Genomic DNA, 25,713 nt, shown 5'->3' with positions numbered 1-25,713 from the left:
GGCTCGCCTCACATGCAAGCCCTTGAGGAAAAGCGGAATTCCACTCTCGCTCTTGATTCCGCGGCAGCAATCGTTCGAAAGGTGGTTCGATGGGACCGGTGAATTGGCAAGATCGACTCCGGAAGGCGCTCCTGCCCTACTATAAAGACGCGCCGGACAGCGTGAAATCTCTGGCAAGAAGAACGTTCGGTGTTCTGCAAGGGCCTTTGTTCTCGAGGCGAGCTCGATGGATTCAAAGTGTCTACTCTGCTCACGCCGCGAATGAGTGGGAATATCTGTTTCTTTGTATCGCAAGGTTCGCGAATGTAAATCGACCAATCGAAGGCTACTATATGGAGTTTGGCTGTCACGGAGCCAATACCATGAGAAAGGCTTATGACTGCTTTCATCATTTGTTCGACTGGCACTACGTCGCATTCGATTCCTTCGAAGGCCTTCCCGAAATTGCGGAGATCGATCGGCAAGAAGTTTGGCAGAAGGGAAAGTTAAGGACTGAAGAGGAGACGTTTGTTACGGTTTGTCGTCGCCATGGAATTCCTGCCGACCGGCTACGTACGGTGAAGGGCTTCTATTCCGAATCATTGACGCCCAAACTTGCGCAAGAATTGCTGCCGAAGAAAGCTGCGGTAGTCTACATCGATTGCGATCTCTACGTCTCAACGGTTCCTGTTCTTTCGTGGATTGCCGAGTTTCTTCAACTCGGCACGATTATCGTCTTTGATGATTGGAACTGCTTTTGCGGTGACCCTGACAGGGGCGAGCGCAAGGCTTGGCGCGAGTTTTGCGAGGCCCATCCGCAATTCCACTTCGAGCCGTTTGTCGGGACCGGCATGCAGTTCTCTTTCGTTTGCACCAGTATAGCTCAAACTAACCCAGATTCGGTGTCGTGAGTTTTTTGGCAGTTGTCCGCGGCCGGCTGGCGGGCCGGATGCTGCTGTTCCTCGGCGCAACCGGCCTGCAGATGCTGTTAGCCATTGCTCTCTTGCCCCTCACGACCCTTCGCTTGACTGCGGCCGACTTCGGTTACCTTGCGCTGGTGATGTCGATCGTTGCCTTCGCCAACGCCCTGAGCGACTGCGGCGGCACGCTGGCGCTTCCTGTGCATTTTGCTGCGGAATCGGAGGGCGAGCGCAGACGCATGATTGCAAGCTTCTTTGTGGTTACGCTTACCGTAAGCGTGGCACTGGCCGTTCTCTTCGCGTTGTCTTGGGTACCGGTTGCCGGCCGCGTGCTTGACGCTGATGGGCAACCCTTCTCATGGACGATCGATATCTTAGCCGCGGCGATCATTCCCCTGCGCTCGGCGTCCATGCTCTCGACAGCAATCTTCTCTGTGAGTGGCCGCGGCAATGCGATTGCCGCTCAGATCGCAGTGCAGGCGATAGGTAACTTTCTTGGAACGTTGATTTGTCTTTTCGGTCTAGAAATCGGTACGGCGTCCTTATTCGCCGGAACTCTCGTTGGCCAGCTTGCATCAGTGGTGGTTTCGCTGGCAGCATTGGGAGCAATGCCTTGGGCACGGCCGAGCATGCGATGGCTTTCGGTCGTACGTCACCACGCGCCATATGCGGCGTTTGCCGGTGTCACCGATGGTGCCCGCGCAATCGGGGAAAACGCCGTAATTGCCGCGAACCTAACAATCGCTTCAGTCGGATACTACAGTCACGCTCGGCTTTATTATGGCATGCTTCTCAGTGCGACGAGCGCAGTTGCTCACAACATATGGTCGACGTCCTTGGCGGAAGCCCGTGACTTGGCGTCAGGCTTCCGAACAACCAACCTCGCATGGACACCCGTTCATATCCTAATTACCGTAATGGGCATAGGATTTGTGTGCTTCGGCCGAGAACTGCTGTTCATTTTAACGAACGATCGTCTAACGCCTGCTGCGTCGATAGTACCCTGGTTCGCCGTGTTGATGCTGATATCGCTGTCCGGGCGACCGCAGAATGCGATGATCTACGTCCATGGTGCGGGAGCGGACGCCAGTCGTTTTCGAGCCGCAATCGCGCTGATTGTTCTAGCCTCGTTTCCGTTTGTCGTCGGACAGGTCGGAGGCATCGGCCTCTCGTTAGGATTGAGCGGTACCGTCGCGCTCTTGATTTTTGAGGCGCTAATTTTCAGGTTTTACATCCGCTGGAAGGCCAGGCAATTTGGGAAACTTCATGGTTTCCAAGACGGTTGGGCCTTTGGGGGATGCCTTCTGATCGTGGCGACGTCGCTAATCGACGTGTTATACGTCCCTTCCTTCACAACGCGTTCGGCGGCGTTTCTGGTGTTGGCTGTGGCTGTTGTGATTTTCGAACGCCGGCGCATCGGTGAGTTGCTTTCGACCCTGGGGCTGATGCGTGGCTTCACACCGACGAGCTAATGGCATTTGGGGAAGAGTTCGAGGAGTAGAGAATGGCAACTAATCGCGCATTAAGGCTTCAAAGCGCAGCCGAAGTCGCCGCCGACGTCGTGCTCAACGGACATGTCGAGCGATGGGTCGAGGGAGCCATATTTCCTTGCGAAATGGCATTCTTCATTGCGACTTGTATCGCGAATGATATCGAGTGTGTCATTGAATCCGGAAGACAGGATGGATACTCAACTGAAATCCTTGGTGATTGGGCTAGTCGCGGTGGTCAGAAGATTGTTTCAATCGATCTTGAGTTAGAGCCTGAGCGAGCCGCCTTATGTAGAGAGAGGCTTGCGAAGTGGCCGATCGAACTCGTCAAAGGAAGTGCATACGAGGAATTCGGACGGCATGCTTCTGCACAAGCCGGCCGCAAGCTTGCATTGCTCGCCGATGGTCCGAAAGGATGGCCAGCTATCTCGATGCTGGCGGCGGCCACTTCCGAGTCCGTCCGCGTCGTCGCGCTTCACAACTTGATCGTCGGATGCCAAGAACGCCGCTATCTTCAAGAGTTGGGTGGTGGCAGCGACATCTTCTATGAAACAGCGATCCCCGCTCCCGGACCGCGCTGGAGACAGCTGCGGGAGCGGGAACTTTCTATCGCCACGAAGGCGCAGGCCGCGCGTTCGCTTGAGGCATCCTCACTTGGAGTTTTGGTCCTCGATGAGGCGCGCCGCTCGAAGTTCCGTAGGGTGTGGCGAACGGAATTCGGCCTTCATCAACCTGCTGTTGTCAGAACGCTATGGGCTAGCGGGATGTATGCAGCAGCCACCAAGCTCTATGGGCTCTCTTACCGGATATTGGCGCGCTAGTTGCCCGGCCCCAAAGGCAATAACGGGCCCGTCAGGGGGGTGGCCGGATGTATTCCTGGAGCTTGATTGGAGCCGGGCAGTCCGATATGTCAATAAATCCCCTGAATTCGGAGCCTAAGTTGTGAGCCGCGCTAGTCCATATATCATTGCCGAGATTGGATCCGTTCACGACGGATCATTCGGCAATGCGTGTCGTCTGATCGAGGCAGCGGCAGCATGCGGCTGTGACGCGGTAAAATTCCAGACACATATCGCTGAAGCGGAGACGCTCGTGAATGCGCCGTCACCGTCGTACTTCTCCGCCGAGTCGCGGTCAGTTTATTTTAAGCGCACCGGCTTCTCGAAGGACCAATGGCGCGACCTCGCGGCCGTCGCCATGGCCGCGAACGTCGATTTTCTTTCATCACCGTTTTCGCAAGAGGCGGTCGATCTGCTGGAAGATGTCGGAGTTACCGCCTACAAGGTGCCGTCGGGGGAAGTCAGCAACATTCCCTTGCTTGAGTACCTTTCCCTGACGAAGAAGCCGGTTATCATGTCGTCCGGAATGAGCAGCTGGAGCGAACTCGACGCAGCCGTCGCGTCACTTAGAGATGGCGGACCATTGACTCTTCTGCAGTGCACGTCCGCATATCCGTGCCCGCCGGAGCGGGTGGGCCTCAATGTGATGTTGCTGATGCGCGAGCGTTATGGCTTGCCTGTTGGTTATTCAGATCACACGATGGGCTTTGCTGCGCCGATCGGCGCTGTTGCGCTTGGCGCGAGCATCATTGAAAAGCATTTTGCCTTTTCCCGGCTGATGTACGGCAGTGACGCCAAGCACAGCATGGAGCCCGAAGAATTCAAGCAGCTGTGCAAGGAATTGAAGGAGCTGGGTCGCGTGGTCGCGAGCCCCGTCGACAAGGACGATCTATCGTTGTTGTCCGACATGAAGCTGATTTTCGAAAAGAGCGTCGTTGCTGCTATTGAGTTGCCGGCAGGGACAGAGATCGCAAGGCATCATCTCGCCTTCAAAAAGCCGGGCGATGGAATTCCAGCTGCGCACTATCAGGATTTAATCGGTCGAAGGGTGATCAAATCATTGCCCCGCGATCACAAGTTCGCCCAAGAGGATCTCGCGTGACTAGAAAGAAGATCTGCGTGGTAGTTGGGTCCCGCGCCAACTACAGCTCGATTAAGTCAGCGATGCGCGCTATCCAACAGCATCCTGCGCTCGAGTTGCAGTTGATAGTGGCTGCATCGGCAGTGCTCGACCGCTATGGCTCGGTTATCAAGCTGATCGAAAAAGACGGATTCAAGCCCCATGCACGGGTAACGATGTTGATCGAAGGCGAAAGCCCTTCGACAATGGCAAAGTCGACCGGACTTGGATTGCTCGAACTTCCGACACTCTTCGAACAACTGGCACCGGATGTCGTGCTCACTGTGGGCGACCGTTTCGAGACAATGGCGACAACACTGGCCGCAGCTTACATGAATATTCCAGTGGCTCACACGATGGGGGGTGAGGTCAGCGGCACCATCGACGAGAGCATCCGGCACGCCGTCACGAAATTCGCGCACATTCACTTTCCGGCTAGCCCTGGTGCACGTGATCGCATCATTAGGCTTGGTGAATTGCCTCGGCACGTTCATATGGTTGGTTGTCCGCGCATCGATTTGGTAGCGGAAATTCTCGACGAGTCTACAGGCAAGATTAGCGACCAACTGTTCGATATCGGGGTCGGAGAGCGTTTTTCGGTTGAGGAGCCGTTCATCCTGGTATCGCAGCATCCTGTCACCACTGAATACGGTAGTGGGGAAGCTCAGATCACCGCGACGCTTGAAGCGGTGCGTGAGCTGGGATTGGCGGCTATTGTGCTGTGGCCGAATGCCGATGCGGGCGCGGATGACATCTCTCGTGGCATTCGCAAATGGCGCGAGCGAAAACTCGACGACAGGATGCACTTCTTCAAGAATCTTCCAATCGAAGTCTACGTCAACTTGATGCGGTCGACTGCGTGCCTTGTCGGTAATTCCAGTAGTGGCATTCGCGAAGGCGCTTATATCGGTACACCGGTCGTAAATGTCGGCACGCGGCAAAATATGCGGGATCGAGGCGATAACGTCATTGAAGTGTCCTATGAGAGAAAGGACATCGCGCGCGCAATCGCATCTCAGGTGGAGCATGGCCGCTATCCTATGAATCCGCTCTATGGTAACGGCACGGCAGGGAAGCAGATTGCAGATGTCTTGGCACGTGAGACGGTAAGTGTCCAAAAGTGCATAACCTACTGATGCATGATCGGCGCACGGTGAACTGACGATGACATTGGTGGCCCTCATTCCGGCTCGCGGCGGCTCGAAAAGCATTCTGCGTAAGAATCTTGCTCTTTGTGGTGGTCGGACGCTGCTCGATTGGACCGCCGAATCTGCTCTGAAATCTGGTGTCGTCGATCGATCAATTCTTTCCACCGACGACGATGAGATTGCACAGGCTGGCCTCGCGCTCGGGCTCGACGTCCCATTCCGCCGACCCGGGGAGTTGTCAGACGACGCAGCTCCCATGCTCGGCGTCATGCGGCATTGTCTCGCGGAACTGCGCGGTGCCGGAACTGCTGTCGATGCGCTGATCCTACTACAGCCGACCTCACCGTTTCGTCGACCACACCACGTCCGCGAAGCGGTCGGAAAGTTCCGTGCGTCCGACGCGGCGACGCTGGTAAGCATCGTGCGCGTACCACATCGCTTCGTCCCTGAGGCTCAGATGCGAGAAGAGAACGGTGGGCTCGTTCCCTATTTTGGAGGCGACGTCGGCAAAACTCGCCGTCAGGACAAGGAAGTTCTTTTTGGCCGCAACGGGCCAGCGATCCTTGTCGTGCGAAGCGAAGTGCTGGATTCGGGCGTGCTTTACGGCAATCCAACCATTGGCTTCGAAATGGACGAGGCCGCATCTATCGATATCGATACGCCTGATGACCTCCGCCTGGCCGATCATCTTCTTCGGACAGGATATATTTGATGCGCTTTCTGAGTGAGCGGCTAAGGCAGACGAAGCTGGCGGGCCCGATCGCCGATCTGATCGTATTGACCAGGACGCCTAATGTCTATCGGCGCTTGCGGGAGGATGAGCGCCGTACTCACGAAGCAGCTGCCTTCGCAAGGCAGTTGCCTCCAGCGACGTCCGATGCGCCATTGGTCTTCGTGCTCAGCATGAGCAACAATACGTATGCGGCCAAGCTCGAATGTATGCAAATCCTGGCGTTACGCCGAAAAGGATGGCGGGCCAGGATCCTAACGTCCAACATTTACACTCACGCGAGACGTATTTTTCGAGCGTATGGAATCGATGACTTCATCGCGTTCGAGCGTCTGACGGCTAGTCAAAGCGCTAGGAATTTTGTCGAGTCCGAAGTCGCGCGTCGTGCCGCAGAGCCTATGGAGTTTCAGTCAGTCCTCGAATGGAGTTACCGTGATTCCTGGATCGGCCCGCAATTGCTGTCCTCAGTATCGCGGCGACATTTCGATGGCGCGCCAGATCCGCGGAAGCCGGAAATCCGACAGGCAATACTTGAGCAGCTCGCGCAATCGGTTGGCTTTGTTCACGCTGCAGAGCAGTATCTCGCGATCGCGAAACCGGCGCTTATCCTTGTCAACGAGCCCAATTATCACGTACTTGGCCCGTTCGTCGACGTAGCGATTGCGCGAGGTATCCCGACGATTCATTTTACTCAACCTTCGCGGGAAGACGGGTTGGTGCAGAAAAAGCTCACCCGCGAGACGCGGCGAATCCATCCCAATTCGATCACTGCCAGAATGCTCGATCTTCTCATGAGTTCCCCATGGGGGGAGCGTGAGGAGAGGCAGCTCGATCAGGAATTTGAGAAGCGCTATGGCGGTGTCTGGAAAGTGCAGACGCGTAATCAGCCCGGCACTGTCGATATGTCTGCGGAAGAAATTCGTAACACTCTCGTCCTCGACCCTGCCAAGCCCATTGCGGTGGTATTTTCGCATGTGCTTTGGGATGCCAATCTATTCTATGGGAAAGACATATTTGAGAACTACGGGGAATGGTTCGTCGAGACCGTCAAAGCGGCGGCGGCCAATCCCAAGCTGAACTGGTTGGTAAAACTGCATCCCGCCAACATTTGGAAACGGAAGATCTCGGGGGCAACCGATGAGTTTGGCGAACTGCGTCTGATCCGCGATCACATCGGTGAGCTACCTCAGCATGTTAAGATATTGCTGCCGGGCACACGGATCAGTACGCTGTCACTGTTCCGGATCGCAGATGCTGGCATCACAGTCCGAGGAAGCATTGGCTACGAATTGCCGTGCTTCGGCGTGCCGGTCGTAACTGCGGGCACAGGCCGCTATTCTGGTTTCGGCTTTACTTGCGATTGCGAGACGCGCGAAAGCTATTTGAGGGTCTTGGCGCGTTTACAGGACCAGGCGCGCCTCGGAGCAGAGCAGGTTCGTCGGGCGCGGGTGCACGCGCACGCGCTGTTTGTGCGGCGTCCCTGGATCTACAAGAGCTTTAGAACCGTGATCGGCGCTGACGTTTCAGATCCGCTATTTCAGAACTTGGTGCCGACAGTTAGGACAGACAGCGAGATTACCGGAAATGGTGACCTTGACGATTTTGCAACTTGGGCGACTGATCCCACCGCTATAGACTACCTGTCTCCGCAGCGGGCGTGGTCAGGTGATGTCCGATTCAAGGAACTTGGTCCAACATGACAGCGCTTCCGCAGCCGACAACGTTGAAGTGGGATGACGAAACGCTATCGCGCTTTTGGGCTTATTATTCCCAATTTCCAGAACTTTATTTTAGTCACCAGAAAGGTCGCGATGTAGTTGAATTCGTACGCCATCTGATTCCAGAAGGGGCAGGCGTCCTCGATTACGGATGTGGGCCCGGTCATCTTTTGCCCCATCTTCTTGATGCTGGATTCGTCGTGAAGGGCGCAGATATCGCCTTGGAAACGATCGGTTCAGCTGTCAACGTTCAGGGCCGCAAGAACTTTATGGGTTTCGATACAGTCAGCGGGCTTCTCCAGAAAGACGAGAAGTTCGATGTTGTGTTTCTTCTCGAAGTCGTGGAGCATCTTGACGATCATTGGCTTGAAGTAACTTTGACCCAGGCGCGACGTCTTCTGAACCAAGGTGGGCTCTTAGTCGTGACAACCCCCAATGAGGAGCGGCTCGAGGACAACGTAGTCTATTGTCCTGTTGCAAATGTGACGTTTCATCGTTGGCAGCACATGCGCAGTTGGACTGCGGCAACGCTCCGTGACGCTCTCGCCTCGCGCGGTTTTCGCGACGTGAATGTCCAAACGCGAAATTTCATTGCTGCGGGTCCGCGACACGTATCACTGGCAAGATACTTCTTGTCCAAATTCCTCAGTCGGCTACAGAAACCTCAGTCGATTGTTGCAACGGCGCGCCGGTGAAGGGCCCGTTATTGCCTTAAAAAGCCTTTGCATCTGCAAGAACCGTTAGGGATTCACTTTGGTCCAGCTCTCTGACCTACAGTCTCTGTTTGGCCATCGCTTCGAAATCGAGGTCAATGTGGCGGTAGACGGCGATGTCGTGAGTGGTAGGCTCGTCGATCGAATGGGAAACACTGACGCGTTGATCGTTGATGGCATTCCGAGATTCGTGTCTGGGGCCAGCTACGCCGACACGTTCAGTCTCCAATGGAATACGTTCCGCTCTACACAGCTCGACAGCAAATCCGGGCGCAAGCTCTCATTCCAGCGGTTCTGGGAGGGAACGAAGTGGAAGCCGAAGGATATTTACGGTAGGCATATTCTTGAAGCGGGTTCCGGTGCGGGACGCTTCACGGAAGTAATGCTCGATGCAGGCGCCAAGGTGGCGACATTTGATCTAAGTGAAGCCGTCGTAGCAAATTGTCAAAACAACAGGGGGGGCGGCGAGGTTACTTTCTTCCAAGCGGACATCTACGATATCCCCTGTGCCGACGATCGATTCGACTTCGTGTTCTGTTATGGAGTTCTGCAGCACACGCCCGATCCTGACAAGGCTTTCCGGTCGCTTATAACCAAACTGAGGCCTGGCGGGCGCATTAGCATTGATTACTATTTGAAACACAACCGACTGGACCCCTTCAACCAGCCCAAGTACTTCTGGCGGCGCTGGACGGTCGATATGCAACCGCATAAGCTGCTCTCGTTTATCCGTGCTTATATGCCGCTTTGGCTGCCGTTCGATACTAGCATCCGCCGCATCCCATTTTTAGGGCCAAAGATTTTAGGATTTCTGCGCATTCCCTGCTGGAACTACCTGCGGAGCGGCTTGACCCCTCAGCAACGTTTGGAATGGGCGATCCTTGATACGTTCGACGCGCTGTCGGCACGTTACGACGTCCCCCGCACGCTTGACGAAGTGCGTCGCATGGTTCAGCAAATCCCTGAGCTCGACGATATCGACGTTTTCTATGGAAGCAACGGGGTCGTCGCGAACGCGAGGCGCCGGTGAGCCGCGCCGTCCCGTCCGTCCTCCACCTCGCTCAGTCCGACACCGAGGGCGGCGCAAACAAAGCGGCTTTCCGGCTTCACCAGACGTTGCAGGAGCTTGGGCTTCGTTCGACGTATCATGTCGGGCGCAAGCACGGGCACGATCCTTCTGTTGTACCCGCGCATTTTCCAGGTTTTGGGCTTTTTGCGAGCGACGTTGCTGCCTTTTTGAACGCGTCGGCGCTGCGATCGTACCCTCATCGGATGGCAACGCCGTTTTCCCCCATGCAATTGAGTTACGGTCGTATCAGCCGCCGGCTGTTAGCCGAGTCTGACGTCGTATGTCTGCACTGGATCGCGGGTGCATTTTTGCGTCCTGGTCAACTTACCACCATCGACAGACCAATTGTATGGCGGCTTTCTGACATTTGGCCATTCAGTGGAGGGTGCCATTATCCGGGGAGTTGTATCGGGTTCGAGCAGAGCTGCGGGACGTGCCCGCAGCTTGGGAGCACGTCGGTCAACGACCTGTCACGGCTTGGCATTAAACAACGCGAGCGGGGATATCGAAACCTCGATCTGACGATCGCTGCGCCCAGCCGCTGGATTGCCGATCTCGCAGGTAAGTCCCGTCTGTTTGCTGGGCGCCGTATTGAGCACATTCCCACCGGCATCGATCTACGTCTCTTTCGTCCTCATGAGCAGGCAACTGCACGCCGGCAGCTTGGGCTACCGACAGAGGGGCGCCTGCTGATGTTTGGTGCGCTCGGCGCGACTGAGGACCCTCGAAAGGGTTTCAGGTTCCTGAAACGGGCAATTGAGCATCTCGCCGCTGAGGCCCCTCGGGATGTTGCGTGCGTAATCTTTGGCAATGACAGTATCGGGCCCGGCGCGCCGCTCGCCGGCTTGCGCGTCTATCAGCTGGGTAGGATCAACAGCGAAGAGAAGCTAGCGCTGGCCTATTCGGCAGCGGACGTGTTTATTGCGCCATTTCTTGAAGACAATCTACCCAACGTTGTGCTAGAAGCCATCGCTTGTGGAACGCCGGTTGCGGCATTCGCCGTGGGGGGTATTTCCGAAGCTGTTGAACATGGGCGCAATGGGTATCTTGCCCCCGTCGAAGACGTCGTGGAACTCGCGCGTGGTGTTTCTTGGCTCTTGGACCGCGCCGGTCAAACCGGTATGAGATCGACGGTTCGGGCCGTGGCGGAAGCAAGGTTTGATATCCGAGTTTGTGGTACGCGGTATCGCGCGTTGTTCGAAGAACTAGCTTTCCATAGAAGCTGAGCGAGATCAGACTTGCCTGCCTGCAGCCGCCAGCAGCTGCCGATGGCCCTTTGTTTTTTGCCTCCTTTCATGTAATACCTCCGCGTATTCTCTATGAGAACAGGGACTATGTCCGTTCCAGTCGCGCACATTCTACGTACTTATGGAGTTCACGGTGGCGAGCGGCAGCTCGCGCAGTTTTTTTCGGCTGAGGATCCGAAACTCTATGACAATACTTTTTTCTCCCTGTATCGGAATCGCGCGTGTGACCGTCTCTTCGAGACGATCTCGTCGTTGCGCTTGAAGACAATCCTACCGATCGAGGCGCCAATCTTCCCGTCACTTCGGAATGAAATGCTTCTGCTGGTCGTCCTGCTACCCATTCTTCAGATTCGGTTATTCTATCTACTTGCGACGGGCAGGTATCGGGTTTGTGTTGTTCATGGCGTTCAGGCTGCGGCGGCGTGTTGGCTTGCCGCTTGCTTTTTGTCGAAAATCCGATTCGTATATGTTCACCGGGGGACCAAGTCTGAAGCTGGATCGCATCCGATTTTCAAAGTGCTTTATCGCCCATATGACGTCATGGCAGGTGTTTCAGTCGCGACCGCCCACTCTCTCGAACCCTTGGCAAAGTCTGGCGGGCGCGTTATCACAATTGAAAACGGCATCAACTGGCAGAAACTTGTCGATGCAGCGTCCCACTGTGAACGGCGAAAGCCAGACGAAGTGACGACGCTCATTTCGTCTGCGAGGCTTTTGAAGCATAAGGCTCAGGCTTTTTTGTTGGATACCCTTGCGGTGGTCTTAAAGGAACGGGCGAACGTAAGACTGATAATTGCGGGTGACGGTCCCGAAAGGGAAAACCTGATGCAGCAGTCTCGAAGGCTCGGCATCACTGGTTGCGTTCAGTTCATAGGACATGTTCCAAATGTCAACTGCTGGATTGTGAACAGTGATATCTTCGTTCATGCCTCGGAGGTCGAGGGCATGAGCAATGCAGTTCTTGAAGCGATGGCACTCGGCTTGCCCAGTGTTGTTGTTGACGCTCCCGGCGTCACCGAATGTCATATCGACGGCGAGACTGGTTTTGTGGTTAACCGTAGCCCGGAGGCGATGGCGACGCGGATCGCTACACTGATTGATGATGCCGATCTTCGGCGTCGCATGGGGATCAGAGCCAGGGAGAGGGTTCAGCAGCACTATTCGATCGCGGCCAATCTCGAACGCTATCATGCACTTTATTCTCAATTGCTGGCGGCGCGCTGATGTGCGGGCTAACAGGCGGCCTTTGGCGGGACGCGCGGAGGGTGGACCCAGAAGTTGCGGCTGCTGCGCTTGAGGCGATCGCTCACCGAGGTCCTGATGCCAAGGGACACCATTTCGAGTCCGGTCTTTTCCTTGGGCATCGACGCCTGAGCATCATCGACCTTGATTCTCGTTCCACGCAGCCGATGCATGCGGGGCCGTTGAGTATCGTCTTCAATGGCGAGATCTACAACTATCGCGAATTGCGGAGCACTTTACAACGTAGAGGTTGGACTTTCCAAACCGAATCCGATACCGAGGTGCTGCTGGCAGCCTTCACGTTCGACGGGATCGATTGCCTGCCATATCTCGAAGGCATGTTTGCCTTTGCGGTTTGGGATCGCAAGGCGCGTCGCTTTACGCTTGCTCGAGACCGCTACGGCGAAAAGCCGCTTGTCTATTTCGACGATGGCAGCCAGTTTCTCTTCGCTTCAGAAGTTCCGGCGATTGAGGCTCTCGCCGGGAGAGAGCTTGAGATTGATCTCTCGAATCTGGCCCTATTTTTTCGCTTCTCATATCTGCCAGCGCCGTATGGTCCCTTCAAGGGAATGAAGCAGCTTCGCCCAGGACATTGGCTGCAGTTCGATCCTGCGCGCTGGTATATGCAAGAAGGAAGTTTCTACAGCGTCAATTCCTTCGAGAAACAAGAAACCTTTCAGGGATCATTTGACGAAGCGAAAGTCGAACTGCGGCAGCGCCTGACGGCGTCAGTCCGACATCGCCTCGCCGCATCCGATGTTCCGGTCGCGACATTTTTGAGCGGCGGCCTCGATTCCTCCATCGTCGCAGCTCTCTCGGTGCAGGAAGTGGGAAGTCGAATTGCTTGCTACTCGGTGGCATTTCCGAACGACCCTGCCTTCGACGAGTCACCTTATGCGAAATCCCTCGCGGCTCGCTATCCGCAGATTGATCATCGGGTTCTCGACGTAACCGAGAATCGATTGGCCGATTTCACGGACCGGACGCTGTCACTGCTCGGTGAACCCTTTGCGGATGCGTCACTTATCCCGACAGCGTTCCTCTGCTCTCAGGTCGACGAGAAGGTGATTCTTGGCGGCGATGGGGCCGATGAGCTGTTTGCTGGCTACGGCACTTACGCCTCGATGCGTATGAGCGGCCGAATTCCGCCGTGGGTCAAGGCAGGCCTGCAGGCATTGCCTCAGCATGAAAATCCCGTGGCGATTCGAAATCCGCTGCTGAGAGCAGCGGCGTTTTTTTGGTTCCATCTGAAACCGAATGCGGTGGAGGAATATCTGTCGTGGCGTACTTACGCGTCGCCCGAACAGATCGAGGGACTCGGTTTTTTGCAAGCAGATGCTGGTCGCGTTCCGGAGGATATCGCCGACGCTAGGCTCACGACGCTGCGCGATATTCTAACGACCGACATTAAATTCAACCTTCCTGCAGACATGCTGAAAAAGGTAGATCTTGCCAGCATGCAACATGGCCTCGAGGTGCGGCTGCCTTTTCTTGATTCGGAGCTTGTGGCGTTTGCGTTGAGCCTCCCGGAAGCTTTCCTGATTTCAGGCGGGGCTCGTAAGCACGTACTCCGAGAGGCCTTCCGTGACGAACTGCCGGCAGATATTTTGAGACGGAGGAAAAGCGGTTTTCTGCTGCCCATCAGACAGTGGATGAAGACCGGACGAATGCGCGACGAACTGTCCGAAATCGCGAATATGCAGACACTACTTGATCCGCAGACCATCAAAGGTTGGATCAATCAACATGCATCGGGTCGCCAAGATTTCTCCCAGGTGCTTTGGTCTTGTTATGTGTTTTTGAAATGGATGAGTTCTCGACAAAGACTCTTCCAGAAATCCAACTTACAAGCGGCGGCGATAGCGTAGGACCTAGAGACGGTTGAAGGTGGCGGATGACGCACACACTTGACAATGGCGAGGGGCTGAGCCCGGCGGCCGATCAGGGCACGGTGCGCTCGGTAGCTCAAGCTATTTTTGAGAGCAATCTCGGAAAATTCATCCTTACGGCGTTTCTGTTTCTCGTCATGCTCGCGTGGTGCTCGGTCCGTTCGCACTATCTCGAAGGAGGGCGAGATGATGTCGGCGACAATCTCGTACCACTTTGGATCAGGGCTTGCGTTCTGGTGGCGCTGCTCATCCCGGTGCTGGTTGCGTTGAGGCAGGATCGTCAGCTCTCCTGGTTGGTCGGCCTCTCTGCAGCAGTGGGGTCGGTTCCGCTACTGCCGTTGCTCCCATTCTTGCGGGATTACACCCATCTCGCGGTGCTGGCGTGGCTCTTGATCCTGCCACCGGTCTTTTTGCAGCGAATACCAATCTCTCATGTGCCGATGTTTCTCGCTCTATACATTGCCTATATTGCGACGTGTGCTTTTTCCGCTGTCACGAATTATGTTCATCTGCACAACATTTGGCAGATTAAAGTTGGCGTTACATTCCTGATACTGTTTGGCGGGTTTGGATATGTGATGGCTGCAATCGTTTGTCAGCCTCTACAGGCGGAAGCCCGCTTTCGTTCTTTGCTCGACGGTTTTGTATGGGGCGCCTTTGCGCAAGGCGCAATCGCCGTTGTTGCTCTGCCGCTCTTGCTGTTGTCTTCTTTTACAGTTGGCAACGACACCATCTTCGGACTGGCCTATTTCGACAAGTACAAATCAACGTTCTCGGGGCCGGTCTCGCTTGGCATATTTTTCGTGATCTCTGTTCCGTTGCTTCTGATCTGGATGGACGGCAAGGGACGGTCGTCCTGGCCTGCAAAACTGTATTTGCAATTCGCGCCGTGGATCATGATGGCAACTGGCAGCCGCACAGCGCGCATCGCCGAGATCGGAATGATCGGCATGTTGCTGCTCTTGCCGAAATCTAGGATGAGGACGCTGGCCTTTCTTCCGTCGGCTCTGGTCGCTTACATTGTTGGCTTCCAATATCAGGCGCTTCCACCGGCAATCTTCAGGTTTTTTTCTACAGACGTGGATCCGAGCCGGGATATGTCCGATCGTTTCTTTGTTGTGACGGATCGTATCGAGTTCACGAAGGAAACCATTGTAGAGATGGCTCAGGAGTCCGCTTTCGTCAAATTGTTTGGTTTCGGCCCTGGTACCGGTGGATATCGAACCAGCGGATACCCGACGCCTCACAACATGCTGCTCAACCAATGGGCAGAGACGGGCGTTATTGGTACTCTTGCGCTGATAGGTTTCATGGTTCTTATGATTTGGGGATTGGCGAAGTATGGCCTGAGCCGTTCGCCCGGCGCTGATCAGGGGTGGGTCCTGCTAATTGCGATCGCGTCGTTTGCTGCCGTGAATGCAACCTATGCTCCACACTACTGGGGATATGTGATGGTTCTCCTGTTGCTTGCGAGCACAAAAATCAGTGCCTTTCGAACTGAGCAGCTGGAACTATGCAGTCATGCGCAGATGCCAAAATCCGTAGAAATTACTTCAACTTAAGGGTCTCTAGCCTGACCATGAAAGATGCCTTCGCCTCGATGGACGTCGATCAGCGGATTCGGCGACGCGCGACAACTCAGGTTTCTCCCTGGATAACGCTGGTCGAGCGGACCGTGCATGATTCCCGGGGGGAGCTCGTGGGAAACTTTCACGGCCTAGCCCTTGCCGACTACATATCGATAATCGCGATTTCGTCCGATGGACAGGTGCCACTGGTTCGACAGTTTCGGCCCGCGGTTGAGCAATGGACTCTGGAGTTTCCGGGCGGCCTGCTTGACGCCGGAGAAGACCCGCAGAGCTGTGCGATTCGCGAACTATTTGAGGAAACCGGGCTTGAGGCTCTCGATGCAACAAGTCTCGGTGCCTTTCTTCCCGACTCCGGTAGACTGGGAAATCGATTGTGGGGGTTTTTTGCCTCTGGCGTTGTTCCTGCCAAGGGTTGGATGCCGGAACCCGAGGTCGAAGTGGAATATGTCAGTGTAAAGGAGTTGGACGTCCTCGTCCGAGACGGCACCTTCAACCATGCCCCCCATCTAGCGCTGTTTGCCGTCGCCCGCTTGCGGGGCTTGATTTAGCCGTCGCCAGTTCATTTCGTAACGGCGACGGCGGGTCCGGTCATAAGACCCCATCGGTCGCGTTTGGCCTCTGCGCCCCAGCATTGGCTTCCAGTGGACAGTAAGGACCGCCGTCCTGATTGCGGCAGTGAACCCCTGAAAGCACGAAAGTTTAAGTCTTTCAAAAGTTTGGCGGCAGCTCGCCGATGCCGCGATCCGCCGCTCCGGGATAAACAAACAGCAAGACACAAGGGGCGGTATCGTTTATTGGAGGCGAGAAATTGACTCTTTTGACGGGTTTAAAGACTTCGACCATGCTCGTTCCCCGCTCTTTCGCCGACCGATCCGTCTGCATCTTGGGCCTCGGATATGTCGGGCTCACCCTGGCGTCGACGATGGCTGCGGTCGGATTCCGGGTCTGGGGCGTCGAAATCCAGGAGGATGTGGTGGAAGGGCTGCGGCAGGGACAGCCGCATTTCCATGAACCCGGACTGGCCGACCAGTTGAACCGCGCATTAAGAAGCGGCGCACTCTCGGTTGACACGAGGGTGCCGCCGGGTTGCGACGCGACGGTTTTCATCATCACGGTAGGAACGCCGCTCAGCGCAGACAAGCGCGTACGTACGGATATGATTGAGCACGTGGCGGGCGAGGTTGCTGCAGCGATGCCCGCAGGCGCACTCGTCGTCATGAGATCCACTGTGCGATTGGGAACCACGCGCTCGATCGTTGCCCCCATCCTTGATGCTGCCGGCAAGTCCTACGATCTGGCGTTCTGTCCCGAGCGGACCCTCGAAGGCGTCGCCATTCAGGAATTGCGCATCCTTCCGCAAATCATCGGTGGCGGTTCGGAAGATGCGACGGTACGGGCCGGGCAGCTATTTCAGTTCGTGACGCCAACGACAGTGCGCGTACGTGATCTCGAGACGGCGGAGATGATCAAGCTGGTAGATAATTCCCAGCGCGATGTTCACTTCGCCTTCTCCAACGAGGTGGCATCGATGTGCGATGCGATCGGGGTGAGCGCCGCGGATGTGATTGCCGCCGGAAAGCTTGGATATCCGCGTACCAATCTCGCAATGCCAGGGCCGGTCGGCGGTCCCTGTCTCGAAAAGGATTCTTATATCCTGTCTGAGGGACTTGAGCACCGCGGCATGTCGCCAGCAATCGTTCTGACAGCTCGCAAACTCAATGAAGCTCAGCCCGAGCAAGCGATCGCAGCATTGAAGCACGCGACCGGTCGCATCAACGGTTTTCCAGATGCACCGATCGTGACCGTGCTTGGTCTTGCCTTCAAGGGCTCGCCCGAAACGGATGACCTGCGTGGCACGATGGCGCGCCCTATTCTGGCAGCGTTACAGCACCATTTTCCGAATGCGCGGTTCAGGGCTTTCGATCCTGTGGTCTCGCCGCAGGCTATTCGAGATTTCGGGCTCGATCCCGCCCCATCCCTCGAGAAAGCGCTTGATGACGTCAATATTGCTGTCATTGCCAACAATCACAGCTGCTTCCGCTCCATGGCGATCGAGACACTGTCCCATCGCATGGCTTCGCCTGCGATGTTTTATGACTTCTGGAACAACTTCAATGCCGAATACCTGCTCTTGGCGTCGCATGTCGGCTACATGGCTCTTGGTAGCCATGGCAGAGCAAAACTTCCGAAGGTAGAGGGTCTATGAGCCGTCGATATCTCGTCACGGGAGGCACAGGTTTTCTGGGAGCCTCTCTGGTTCAGAAGCTGGTACGGGACGGGAATAGTGTGCGCGTGCTGGACAATAACTGGCGGGGGAATCCAAGGCGGCTTGCTGGAATCGAAGATCGTGTAGAGCTGCTTATCGGCGATATCCGGGATCCGCAGGTGGTGCGCCGGGCGGTCGATGGTATGGACTGCGTGGTTCATATGAGCGCGATCAACGGCACCCGGTATTTTTACGAGCAGCCTGAGCTCGTGGTGGATGTCGCGATTCGCGGCATGCTGACAGTGATCGATGCATGCCGGGACGCAAAGGTGCGCGAACTAATCGTTGCGTCCAGCTCCGAGGCCTACCAGTCGCCAAGTCAGGTTCCGACTCCGGAGAACGTTCCGCTGGTCGTGCCTGACGTACGAAATCCGCGATATTCCTACGGTGGGTCGAAGCTCGCATCCGAACTGATCGCGCTGAATTATGGACGGACGGATTTCGATCGCGTGGTCGTCTTCCGACCTCACAACGTCTATGGCGCCGATATGGGGTTCGAGCATGTCGTCCCCGAATTTTCTGTCCGGGCAGCGGAGGCTGACGTGGTGACGAAGCCGGGATCGCCTTTGACCTTTCCCTTGAAGGGAGACGGCGCCCAGACGCGCGCCTTCATTCACGTCGACGATTTCACGGATGGTCTCGCGACAGTCATCACACGCGGCGCGCACCTCAATGTCTACCACATTGGAACCACCGAAGAAGTGACGATCCGACGCGTTGCGGAATTGGTTGTTGCAAGCTTCGGCCGGGAGGCGATCCTCGAGATTGGTCCCGCGCCCTTTGGCGAAACGCAGCGTCGTTGTCCGGACATCAGCAAGATCCAGGCGCTAGGTTGGTCTCCCAGAATTTCACTGCAGGACGGTCTTCCCTCCGTTGTTCGCTGGTACCGGGACCATCCAGAGCTGCGCCCATCACGAGTTTCAGGAGACAGCAAATGACAGCGACAGCACAATCCAGACCCATCCTCGAGTGCCAAATTTGTGCGAGCGAAAAACTCAAGCCGGTGCTGTTTCTCGGCTACGTCCCGCCAGTGAACACCATGCCGCCGGTGGGAGAACGCGCGCTCGAGCAGCCTGCGTTTCCGCTTGAGCTGTTCCGATGCGAGGAATGCAGTCTGGTCCAGATCGGGCTGGAGGTCGATGCGGAGGTTCTCTTTCCATATTCCTATCCGTATCTGAGCGGTACGACCAAGATACTGCGCGAGAATTTCGCGGAGCTGTATCGCGAGGCGTCATCGCTCATCAAGATTTCGGCCGATGATCTAGTGGTGGACATTGGCTCAAATGATGGATCATTGTTGATCAATTTCAAGGATGGAGGCCACCGTGTTTTCGGCGTTGAGCCATCGCGCGCTGGCGAAGTCGCGCGTGGGCGTGGCATCGAGACGCTGACGGACTATTTCGGCGTGAAGCTCGCGGCCCGGTTACGTGCCGAACGCGGCGCTGCCAAGGTCATCACCGCGGCAAATGTGTTTGCGCATATCGGAGATGTTCACAACGTTACGAAGGGCGTTGTCGAATGGCTCGCCGAGGACGGCGTCTTCATCTCGGAGTCGCACTATCTGCTCGATCTCGTCGAGACGCTTCAATACGACACGGTCTATCACGAGCATCTTCGTTACTACGCGCTGGGCGCGCTCGAAGCGCTGTTCGCGCGTCATGGACTCGAGGTGTTTCACGTCAAGCGCATTCCGACCCACGGCGGTTCCATTCGAGTCTATGCCGCGCGTCCAGGGCAGTACGAGATCCAGGCATCAGTTGCTGAGCGTCGTGCGGACGAGGAGTGCTTCGGTCTCGCCGATGGCAGTGCGCTAAAAACCTTTGCAGCACGCGTCGTTCATTCCAAACTGGAATTGTACAAGCTGCTTGCCGGGTTGAAGAAGGATGACACCAGCATCGTCGGTATTGGTGCTCCGTCGCGTGCATCTACGCTGATCAACTATGTCGGTCTCGACGATGGTATTATGAATTCCGTGATGGAAGTCTCGGGCTCGCACAAGCTGGACAAGTATATTCCGGGCACGAGAATTCCCGTCATCGATGAGGCCGCACTGTATAACGATCAGCCGGATTATGCGCTGCTACTCTCTTGGCACATCGCTGATGAACTCGCCGCCAATCTCCGAAAGCGTGGGTATAAGGGAAGGTTCATTGTTCCTTTGCCCGAGCCGAGAATTATCGAGTGATCTGATGGTGAGAAATCGAGCGCTCAGGCTCGGCGTTGTCGGTCTGGGATTCGGTGTCGACGTGCATGTCCCCGCGTTTGGTCTGCTGTCCGATGTCGAGGTCGTTGCTCTGCTGGGGAGAAATGCCGACAAGGCTGCAAGCGTCGAAAGGCGTCTTCGGATTCCTGTGTTGACGGACGCTGAGCGCTTTTTCTCCTTCGACCTCGATGCGGTCAGCGTGGCAGTGCCGCCGGGACAAGTCGAGGCGATCGTTGAGCACTGCCATGCGCACCAACTTCCCGTGCTGTGTGAAAAGCCGCTCGGTGCCAATATGCCGGTCGCGCAGCGAATGGCACAGAGATGCCGCGACTTAACGACAGCGCTTGATTTCGAATTTGCAGAACTCACAACATTTTTGGCGCTGCATGAAATGATCGCCGCGCGAAAGCTGGGAGATCTCAGGCACATCCAGGTCACCTGGCTCAACGAATCTTGGGTGCATCGGAACGGGGCCTGGTCGTGGAAGACTGACGCCGATCGCGACGGCGGGGTGCTGAACCTTTTCGGGACGCATGTTCTGTATCTCATGGAGTGGCTTGCGGGTCCCGTTGTCGCATTGTCTGCACGCTTGGATTCGCGGGTTACCGATCAGCTAAAGCCGAATGCCCATGCACGCGCAGCAGAGGATCTCGTCCATGCGACGTTTGACCACGCGTCCGGCGCGGTGACGTCGATCACGATCGGAAACGCCAATCCGGGTCTAACAACGCACCGATGGACGGTGGTGGGCAGTACCGGAACGGCAGTCATCGACAATTCCACGCGTGACTATATGGGGGGGTTCAGATTGGTCGCGACGAGTGCTACTGGTGAGCCACTCTTGGATGTGTCCGAGCCTCTCATCAATGGGGATGGTCGTCTGCCCCCTTTCAAGCGGCTCGCGGAGCGTTTCGTCGCAGCAGTGCGGGCAGGCACCACCTGCCATCCAGGTTTCGGCGAGGGGGCGCGCGTGCAACTGCTGGTCGATACCATCAGGCAAGCAGCGCTCGAACACCGAGCCATCGACGTCCGGAGGCCCGTGTGAGACTCGTCATCGTCGCATCGAACTGGCCGTTTCCCGGGCACACCGTGCGTGCCGCCAATGTGGTCGTATTTGAACTTACGCGTGCGCTTGCCGCACAGCCCGGAATGACGATCGGGTTTCTTAAGGTTGGTGTCGGTCTGGAAGGGGAGCAGGGGCCGGACGCTGAAGAGCTCGCGGGTCTTGCCGCTCTGGCCGAGGCTGGCGTCGACATTCTGCCGGAGATCGTATTGCCGATACGAACGACACAGGGCTCGCCGTTCGTCAAATTGCTCAAACCGAAGCCGGAACATTTCTATCCCTATGTTGATCATGATGGAGGCGCGATCGCACGAGCGCTAGCATCCTGGAATGCCGACGCGCTGATGGTGCCTTGGAGCGAATGGCTAACTGCCGCTTGTTCCACAGTACCTGTTCTCAAGTTCGCCTATTATGGAAATCCGGACCACAAAGCCGGTTATATGCGCACATTGCATGATCGAAGGCTAAATGGCTGGAGCCTTGGCTATGTGCGCTTGCGCATTGGTTTGTCCCGTCTCGAACAGGTGCATAACCAGATCATGCGCCGTTACGAAATACTCGGGGATGTCGCCGCCAACGATGCCGAGTATTACGCCCGGCGTGGGCATCCGAACGCATTCTATATCCAGAACGTCTGGATCGACCGCTTCGGCGAGAGGTGGCGCGAGCGTCGGCGCGCGCTGGAGCAGGCTAGCCCTCTTGTCATTATCGGCAATGTCGGAAAGCTCGGCGGGACCGCCAACCGCTATGGGCTGGATTATCTCGGCCGCGAGGTGCTCCCCGAGTTACGAAAGCGCATGGCGCCGGGGACGTTCAGGATCGAAATTCTCGGGTCCGGAGAGCTTGAGCCGGGCATTCGCGCTCCTCTCGAAGGGCCGGATGTCGTGTTTCGCGGATTCGTCCCCGATATCGATGAGGCCATGCTGGCTGCGCATGTGTTCCTGTGCACGAATAACGCGACGCCATTCAAGGTTGGCCACACCCGATATCTTCACGCCTGGACTCTAGGTTCCTGCGTTGTCGCCCACCGCGATGTGTCCCTGTCAATGCCCGAAATCAGGCATGAAGAGAATGCTTTGCTCGGGCGTGACGCTGGCGATATCGCAGATCTAATCGTGCGAGCAGGGCAGGATCAAGCACTGCGCGACCGCATTGGAAGCGCGGGATGGGAGACCTATCTGACGAGGTTCAGGGCGGAGACGGTTGCGGGGGACGTTGTCGATAAGCTCCGTTGCCGTAGCGGCCGCGGAGAGTTTCGTCACAATGACTGATCGTTCAATGCGTCCGGTATTGTCGATCGTCACGGTCACTTACAACAGTGCTGCAACGCTGCAGGATACGCTACGAAGCGTGCGCGATCAGAGCTTCCGTGACTACGAGCACGTTATTGTTGACGGCGGATCGACGGACGGTACGATCGACATGCTCAAAAAGGCAGGTGATGCTGTTCGATGGATATCGGAGCCTGACCGCGGCATCTATGATGCTATGAACAAGGGAATCCGACTTGCGCGGGGCAAGTGGATTCATCTGCTGAATTCGGACGATTATTACAATGCGCATGACGTCTTGGCACGTATAGTGCCGCGTCTGGTCGAAGATTCAGTGAACTATTGCGATCTGGTCCGGGCCGAACCGGATGGCAGGCGGGTTCTTCAGCGATACCACTTCAAGAAGTGGCCGCTTTATTTTTCCGCTTATTTGCCCCATCCCTCTCTCATTGTATCCGCCAAGCAATACGCAGAAGTTGGTGCATACGATACGACATTCCGGGTCGCCGCGGATCACGACATGATCTTGCGACTGGTCGAGCGATATCCGGCAAATCACATATCCATCGATATGACTGTCATGCGACAATCTGGCGTTTCCGCTACTAATCTCGATTGGAGCATGCGTGAGTTCGGTATGGTGCTCAAGAAACACAATATCCCTGCAACGCTCGTAAGCGTCATCATGGCCATTCGCCGCATTTGGTGGAGGATACGGGTAAAATGAACGATCCAAATAGTCTCGCGATTCGCGCTGGCGTCAGCGAGAGAATCTTACTGATATCGCCGGACCGCGCTGCGCGCGTCGCCGATATCGGGTGCGGTGAAGGTGAATTGTTGGAACGCCTGGTGGAGCTTGGTTTCGGCCAGCTGATGGGTGTCGGCTGGAAGGTTGATGTACCTGCAGGCATCGCCAAAATGGAGAACGTCGATCTCAGTCATCCTGGCTGGGCCGATCGAATCGGTGGCCAGAAGTTCGAGGTTCTTGTCGCTACCGAAGTTCTGGAGCATCTGGTCAATCCTTATGAGTTTCTGACCCAGTTGCGGCGGCTGGCCGTCCCGGGTGGACGCCTAATCCTGACCTTCCCGAACGTGCACAATTGGCGTAGCATCGTCGGCTATGCACTCGGCGGCCGTTTCAGCGGTTTCTTCGGTCCGAACTGGAACAACAACCACCCGCTTTACGATCAGCATATTTTCGTGCCAAACCACCATCTGGTGCGATATTTCCTCCGCCTTGCAGGTTTCGAGATCGTGTCGATCGACTTCCTGTACGGTCGAGGCAAGCTGTTCGGTACGACGGCGATGTTCGATTGCCGTGCTGCAGCGAAAGTTTAATCTGAACCGTTCCGGTGCGCTGATATTGCCGTGTGCAACGCCATAGGTTGCGTTGAAGGCCGCACTGTTGATAAAGGCACCGATTAGGCTCCGACGACGCTGTAGCAATTCCGGCCAGGCGCCTCGACGTAGCAATCCTCGACCGAGAATTACTGCGAAAGACGTCCTGTGCTGGAGTTACCTCCAACGTAGATACCGTCGCCATCGATGCTCTTGATCTTCCGCAGCACCAGATTCTTGGTGCCAACGCAATAGACGGTTGCGGCCTGACTAACTATGGCTGGGGTTATGAACCTGACAGCGCCAACACGCTGAACGCGGTTGTCGATTGCTGTCATGCAAGGCGACGTAATGCCAGGTGGGGTTCGAGGAGAACCTTGCTTTGGGCGTCAGCGCGATGCTCGCGTCAATGGCAACACTACCACTGCACGAATATCTCCGAAAAGATCGCAAGCTTCCCGAAACTAGCGAGCGATTGGGGGCCATCGCCGGCGATCATGGCGATCAGCGCCATTTGCGTGCCGTCGGGTGGAAAACAACTAATACTCAGTGACACGCAGCCGCAACCCTGGCCCGCTTCATTCTTGCTGACCCGAAATTAGCTCGCGCAATGCGGTGCGCGCGTTCAGCCGCTGACGGTTAGCAGTAGATGGCGGTTAACGACAAATAGCACGATGAGGAGCAGAGAAAAGCAGCTGATGCCGGCAATCGCATATCGTCTGCCCTGCTTTCCGTCGATCAAACTCATAAAGATTATCCCGCCCAGCCAGAGCAGCGCAGAGGCGGAGCCCAGTAACGAACGCATCTGTCTCTCTTTTTTCGCCATGGCGGTGAATGGCCGCGCAGCCATAGCACGACCGACCTCTGACGGCCAAGCGGCATCCGCTCCCATTTTAGTTGAAACAACCACAGATTTTCGAGGGGGTCCCACATGCTCGACCTGCATGGCATTTCGCGCGACGCGTTCATCTCGTCGTCGCCTCTGAGGTGACGAGCCAAGCCGTCTACGAGCGGAAATATCGCCGCGTGCTTGAGCACCCGAGCGAGGAGAGTGGGCCGACCGGTGCCATCGGCTATGACTTCGGCATGCAAAGCCGCGCGCAGATCTCCGCCGATTGGGGCGACAAGGTCGACGCGGCCATGCTGCGCGTTCTGGTGCGCGGTGCCGGCAAGCATGGCGATTCGGCAGCCAGCTATTGCCAGGCGACGCGCGGCCAGATCGATATCCCGTGGGACGATGCGCTCGATGTCTTCGCGAACCACGATCTGCCACGGTATCTCGCTATTCTCGAGTGCTACTGTCCAAGCGCGTCGAAGCTCGGTCCGGACTGCAAGGGCGTGCTGTCCTCGATCGCCTATAACCGGCGAAAAGCTCGATCTGATCAAAGAGCAGGCGATCTAGCAGGCCGGCGAGATCAAGTCGCTGCGGCAATTGTCGACCACGCAACAGCAGTTGCTGGCCGATCGCGAGACGCGGGTTCGCGCGCTCGAGCGTGGTGCTCTGACGCCGCTGGTGCGGCGATGAAGCTCGAGCCGCAAATCCTCCGCGATGCCGCCGATGGCGTCGCGCTCGGCTCTGCCGCAATCGAGATCCTAATCGGCATGGCTGTCATCGTCGCGCTGCGCACCGGATGGCGGCGCTGTCCGAACTGCGACGTGGCATTGCGACTCCGATCGGTTGGCTGGCGCTGGGGCCGGTCGGCACGGCGCGGGCCGCGTCCTTTCGTGCACGCTGCGATGCCTCCGGCGCCTGCGAGCACCTGCTTTGCCGGCCTTTGCGTTGTATTTTCCACGGCGAGAGCGGCGGCCGCACGGCCTTCGGCGCCCGCTTCAACGATGCTGCGTGACAGCGGCGCATCGCTGCCTGCCGTTTGGCACA

General features: G+C 56.5%; 24 protein-coding genes. 22 read left to right on the top strand and 2 right to left on the bottom strand.

Annotated elements, in window-relative coordinates:
- Positions 1-89 precede the first annotated feature (89 nt).
- From RAD04_RS22145 to RAD04_RS22080, 14 genes are all read left to right on the top strand, one after another.
- The gene (locus RAD04_RS22145) at positions 90-890 is read left to right on the top strand and encodes a TylF/MycF/NovP-related O-methyltransferase (protein WP_461625453.1); all 801 of its coding nucleotides are present in this window, start codon (positions 90-92) and stop codon (positions 888-890) included.
- Positions 891-928: 38 nt separating this feature from the next.
- Positions 929-2,371, top strand: a complete 1,443-nt coding sequence (locus RAD04_RS22140) for an oligosaccharide flippase family protein (protein WP_461625452.1) — start codon at positions 929-931, stop codon at positions 2,369-2,371.
- Between the two features lie 32 nt (positions 2,372-2,403).
- On the top strand, positions 2,404-3,210 hold the full coding sequence (locus tag RAD04_RS22135) for a hypothetical protein (RefSeq protein WP_461625451.1): 807 nt from the start codon (positions 2,404-2,406) through the stop codon (positions 3,208-3,210).
- A gap of 121 nt (positions 3,211-3,331) precedes the next feature.
- The gene (locus RAD04_RS22130) at positions 3,332-4,330 is read left to right on the top strand and encodes an N-acetylneuraminate synthase family protein (protein ID WP_461625450.1); all 999 of its coding nucleotides are present in this window, start codon (positions 3,332-3,334) and stop codon (positions 4,328-4,330) included.
- Positions 4,327-5,484: a UDP-N-acetylglucosamine 2-epimerase gene (gene neuC / locus RAD04_RS22125; protein WP_461625449.1), complete on the top strand. Its 1,158-nt coding sequence runs from the start codon at positions 4,327-4,329 to the stop codon at positions 5,482-5,484. The genes RAD04_RS22130 and neuC overlap by 4 nt, the downstream gene beginning before the upstream one ends.
- Before the next feature lie 28 nt (positions 5,485-5,512).
- Complete coding sequence (locus tag RAD04_RS22120) at positions 5,513-6,208, top strand: acylneuraminate cytidylyltransferase family protein (RefSeq protein ID WP_461625448.1); 696 nt, start codon at positions 5,513-5,515, stop codon at positions 6,206-6,208.
- The gene (locus RAD04_RS22115; protein WP_461625447.1) at positions 6,208-7,926 is read left to right on the top strand and encodes a hypothetical protein; all 1,719 of its coding nucleotides are present in this window, start codon (positions 6,208-6,210) and stop codon (positions 7,924-7,926) included. The genes RAD04_RS22120 and RAD04_RS22115 overlap by 1 nt, the downstream gene beginning before the upstream one ends.
- The gene (locus RAD04_RS22110) at positions 7,923-8,639 is read left to right on the top strand and encodes a class I SAM-dependent methyltransferase (protein ID WP_461625446.1); all 717 of its coding nucleotides are present in this window, start codon (positions 7,923-7,925) and stop codon (positions 8,637-8,639) included. Before RAD04_RS22115 ends, RAD04_RS22110 begins: the two co-directional genes overlap by 4 nt.
- 58 nt (positions 8,640-8,697) lie before the next feature.
- A complete protein-coding gene (locus RAD04_RS22105; RefSeq protein ID WP_461625445.1) occupies positions 8,698-9,687 on the top strand; it encodes a class I SAM-dependent methyltransferase in 990 nt (329 codons plus the stop codon).
- The gene (locus tag RAD04_RS22100) at positions 9,684-10,952 is read left to right on the top strand and encodes a glycosyltransferase (RefSeq protein ID WP_461625444.1); all 1,269 of its coding nucleotides are present in this window, start codon (positions 9,684-9,686) and stop codon (positions 10,950-10,952) included. The genes RAD04_RS22105 and RAD04_RS22100 overlap by 4 nt, the downstream gene beginning before the upstream one ends.
- A gap of 108 nt (positions 10,953-11,060) precedes the next feature.
- Positions 11,061-12,197, top strand: coding sequence for a glycosyltransferase (locus tag RAD04_RS22095; protein ID WP_461625443.1), 1,137 nt, complete (start codon positions 11,061-11,063; stop codon positions 12,195-12,197).
- Positions 12,197-14,083, top strand: a complete 1,887-nt coding sequence (asnB, locus tag RAD04_RS22090; protein ID WP_461625442.1) for an asparagine synthase (glutamine-hydrolyzing) — start codon at positions 12,197-12,199, stop codon at positions 14,081-14,083. Before RAD04_RS22095 ends, asnB begins: the two co-directional genes overlap by 1 nt.
- A 26-nt stretch (positions 14,084-14,109) precedes the next feature.
- The gene (locus RAD04_RS22085) at positions 14,110-15,666 is read left to right on the top strand and encodes an O-antigen ligase family protein (protein ID WP_461625441.1); all 1,557 of its coding nucleotides are present in this window, start codon (positions 14,110-14,112) and stop codon (positions 15,664-15,666) included.
- Between the two features lie 17 nt (positions 15,667-15,683).
- On the top strand, positions 15,684-16,241 hold the full coding sequence (locus RAD04_RS22080) for an NUDIX hydrolase (RefSeq protein WP_461625440.1): 558 nt from the start codon (positions 15,684-15,686) through the stop codon (positions 16,239-16,241).
- 160 nt (positions 16,242-16,401) lie between these two features.
- Here the strand turns inward: RAD04_RS22080 and RAD04_RS22075 are convergent, their stop codons facing one another.
- Positions 16,402-16,536 carry a hypothetical protein gene (locus RAD04_RS22075; protein WP_461625439.1) on the bottom strand — a complete coding sequence of 45 codons (135 nt, stop codon included), beginning with the start codon at positions 16,534-16,536 and terminating at the stop codon, positions 16,402-16,404.
- Between RAD04_RS22075 and RAD04_RS22070 the strand changes: the two genes are divergently transcribed.
- Genes RAD04_RS22070 through RAD04_RS22040 form a run of 7 tightly spaced genes read left to right on the top strand, consistent with a single transcriptional unit; the run spans position 16,535 to position 23,834 of the window.
- Positions 16,535-17,899 (top strand): nucleotide sugar dehydrogenase, encoded by a 1,365-nt coding sequence (locus RAD04_RS22070; RefSeq protein WP_461625438.1) that lies wholly within the window; start codon positions 16,535-16,537, stop codon positions 17,897-17,899. The genes RAD04_RS22075 and RAD04_RS22070 overlap by 2 nt on opposite strands.
- On the top strand, positions 17,896-18,897 hold the full coding sequence (locus tag RAD04_RS22065) for an NAD-dependent epimerase/dehydratase family protein (protein WP_461625437.1): 1,002 nt from the start codon (positions 17,896-17,898) through the stop codon (positions 18,895-18,897). The genes RAD04_RS22070 and RAD04_RS22065 overlap by 4 nt, the downstream gene beginning before the upstream one ends.
- Positions 18,894-20,144 carry a methyltransferase domain-containing protein gene (locus RAD04_RS22060; protein WP_461625436.1) on the top strand — a complete coding sequence of 417 codons (1,251 nt, stop codon included), beginning with the start codon at positions 18,894-18,896 and terminating at the stop codon, positions 20,142-20,144. The genes RAD04_RS22065 and RAD04_RS22060 overlap by 4 nt, the downstream gene beginning before the upstream one ends.
- A gap of 4 nt (positions 20,145-20,148) precedes the next feature.
- Positions 20,149-21,207: a Gfo/Idh/MocA family protein gene (locus tag RAD04_RS22055; RefSeq protein WP_461625435.1), complete on the top strand. Its 1,059-nt coding sequence runs from the start codon at positions 20,149-20,151 to the stop codon at positions 21,205-21,207.
- The gene (locus RAD04_RS22050; RefSeq protein ID WP_461625434.1) at positions 21,204-22,496 is read left to right on the top strand and encodes a glycosyltransferase family 4 protein; all 1,293 of its coding nucleotides are present in this window, start codon (positions 21,204-21,206) and stop codon (positions 22,494-22,496) included. The genes RAD04_RS22055 and RAD04_RS22050 overlap by 4 nt, the downstream gene beginning before the upstream one ends.
- Entirely contained in the window at positions 22,489-23,223 is a 735-nt protein-coding gene (locus RAD04_RS22045) for a glycosyltransferase family 2 protein (protein ID WP_461625433.1), read from the top strand. Before RAD04_RS22050 ends, RAD04_RS22045 begins: the two co-directional genes overlap by 8 nt.
- Positions 23,220-23,834, top strand: a complete 615-nt coding sequence (locus RAD04_RS22040) for a class I SAM-dependent methyltransferase (protein ID WP_461625432.1) — start codon at positions 23,220-23,222, stop codon at positions 23,832-23,834. Before RAD04_RS22045 ends, RAD04_RS22040 begins: the two co-directional genes overlap by 4 nt.
- 625 nt (positions 23,835-24,459) lie before the next feature.
- On the opposite strand, the gene RAD04_RS22035 is transcribed toward RAD04_RS22040, so the two are convergent.
- Complete coding sequence (locus RAD04_RS22035; protein ID WP_461625431.1) at positions 24,460-24,780, bottom strand: hypothetical protein; 321 nt, start codon at positions 24,778-24,780, stop codon at positions 24,460-24,462.
- Between the two features lie 685 nt (positions 24,781-25,465).
- Between RAD04_RS22035 and RAD04_RS22030 the strand changes: the two genes are divergently transcribed.
- A complete protein-coding gene (locus RAD04_RS22030; protein WP_461625430.1) occupies positions 25,466-25,681 on the top strand; it encodes a hypothetical protein in 216 nt (71 codons plus the stop codon).
- Positions 25,682-25,713: the final 32 nt, after the last annotated feature.

It is taken from the genome of Bradyrhizobium sp. 25ACV, from assembly GCF_054863005.1.
This window is presented reverse-complemented; position numbering and strand designations above follow the sequence as displayed.

Excerpts from the sequence above, each read along its gene's own strand:
- RAD04_RS22145 (WP_461625453.1), top strand. The coding sequence starts at position 90 with ATGGGACCGGTGAATTGGCAAGATCGACTCCGGAAGGCGCTCCTGCCC.
- RAD04_RS22140 (WP_461625452.1), top strand. The coding sequence starts at position 929 with ATGCTGCTGTTCCTCGGCGCAACCGGCCTGCAGATGCTGTTAGCCATT.
- RAD04_RS22135 (WP_461625451.1), top strand. The coding sequence starts at position 2,404 with ATGGCAACTAATCGCGCATTAAGGCTTCAAAGCGCAGCCGAAGTCGCC.
- RAD04_RS22120 (WP_461625448.1), top strand. The coding sequence starts at position 5,513 with ATGACATTGGTGGCCCTCATTCCGGCTCGCGGCGGCTCGAAAAGCATT.
- RAD04_RS22115 (WP_461625447.1), top strand. The coding sequence starts at position 6,208 with ATGCGCTTTCTGAGTGAGCGGCTAAGGCAGACGAAGCTGGCGGGCCCG.
- RAD04_RS22110 (WP_461625446.1), top strand. The coding sequence starts at position 7,923 with ATGACAGCGCTTCCGCAGCCGACAACGTTGAAGTGGGATGACGAAACG.
- RAD04_RS22095 (WP_461625443.1), top strand. The coding sequence starts at position 11,061 with ATGTCCGTTCCAGTCGCGCACATTCTACGTACTTATGGAGTTCACGGT.
- asnB (WP_461625442.1), top strand. The coding sequence starts at position 12,197 with ATGTGCGGGCTAACAGGCGGCCTTTGGCGGGACGCGCGGAGGGTGGAC.
- RAD04_RS22085 (WP_461625441.1), top strand. The coding sequence starts at position 14,110 with ATGACGCACACACTTGACAATGGCGAGGGGCTGAGCCCGGCGGCCGAT.
- RAD04_RS22080 (WP_461625440.1), top strand. The coding sequence starts at position 15,684 with ATGAAAGATGCCTTCGCCTCGATGGACGTCGATCAGCGGATTCGGCGA.
- RAD04_RS22070 (WP_461625438.1), top strand. The coding sequence starts at position 16,535 with ATGCTCGTTCCCCGCTCTTTCGCCGACCGATCCGTCTGCATCTTGGGC.
- RAD04_RS22075 (WP_461625439.1), bottom strand. The coding sequence starts at position 16,536 with ATGGTCGAAGTCTTTAAACCCGTCAAAAGAGTCAATTTCTCGCCTCCA.
- RAD04_RS22065 (WP_461625437.1), top strand. The coding sequence starts at position 17,896 with ATGAGCCGTCGATATCTCGTCACGGGAGGCACAGGTTTTCTGGGAGCC.
- RAD04_RS22060 (WP_461625436.1), top strand. The coding sequence starts at position 18,894 with ATGACAGCGACAGCACAATCCAGACCCATCCTCGAGTGCCAAATTTGT.
- RAD04_RS22055 (WP_461625435.1), top strand. The coding sequence starts at position 20,149 with ATGGTGAGAAATCGAGCGCTCAGGCTCGGCGTTGTCGGTCTGGGATTC.
- RAD04_RS22045 (WP_461625433.1), top strand. The coding sequence starts at position 22,489 with ATGACTGATCGTTCAATGCGTCCGGTATTGTCGATCGTCACGGTCACT.
- RAD04_RS22040 (WP_461625432.1), top strand. The coding sequence starts at position 23,220 with ATGAACGATCCAAATAGTCTCGCGATTCGCGCTGGCGTCAGCGAGAGA.
- RAD04_RS22035 (WP_461625431.1), bottom strand. The coding sequence starts at position 24,780 with ATGCAGGTCGAGCATGTGGGACCCCCTCGAAAATCTGTGGTTGTTTCA.
- RAD04_RS22030 (WP_461625430.1), top strand. The coding sequence starts at position 25,466 with ATGGCGGCGCTGTCCGAACTGCGACGTGGCATTGCGACTCCGATCGGT.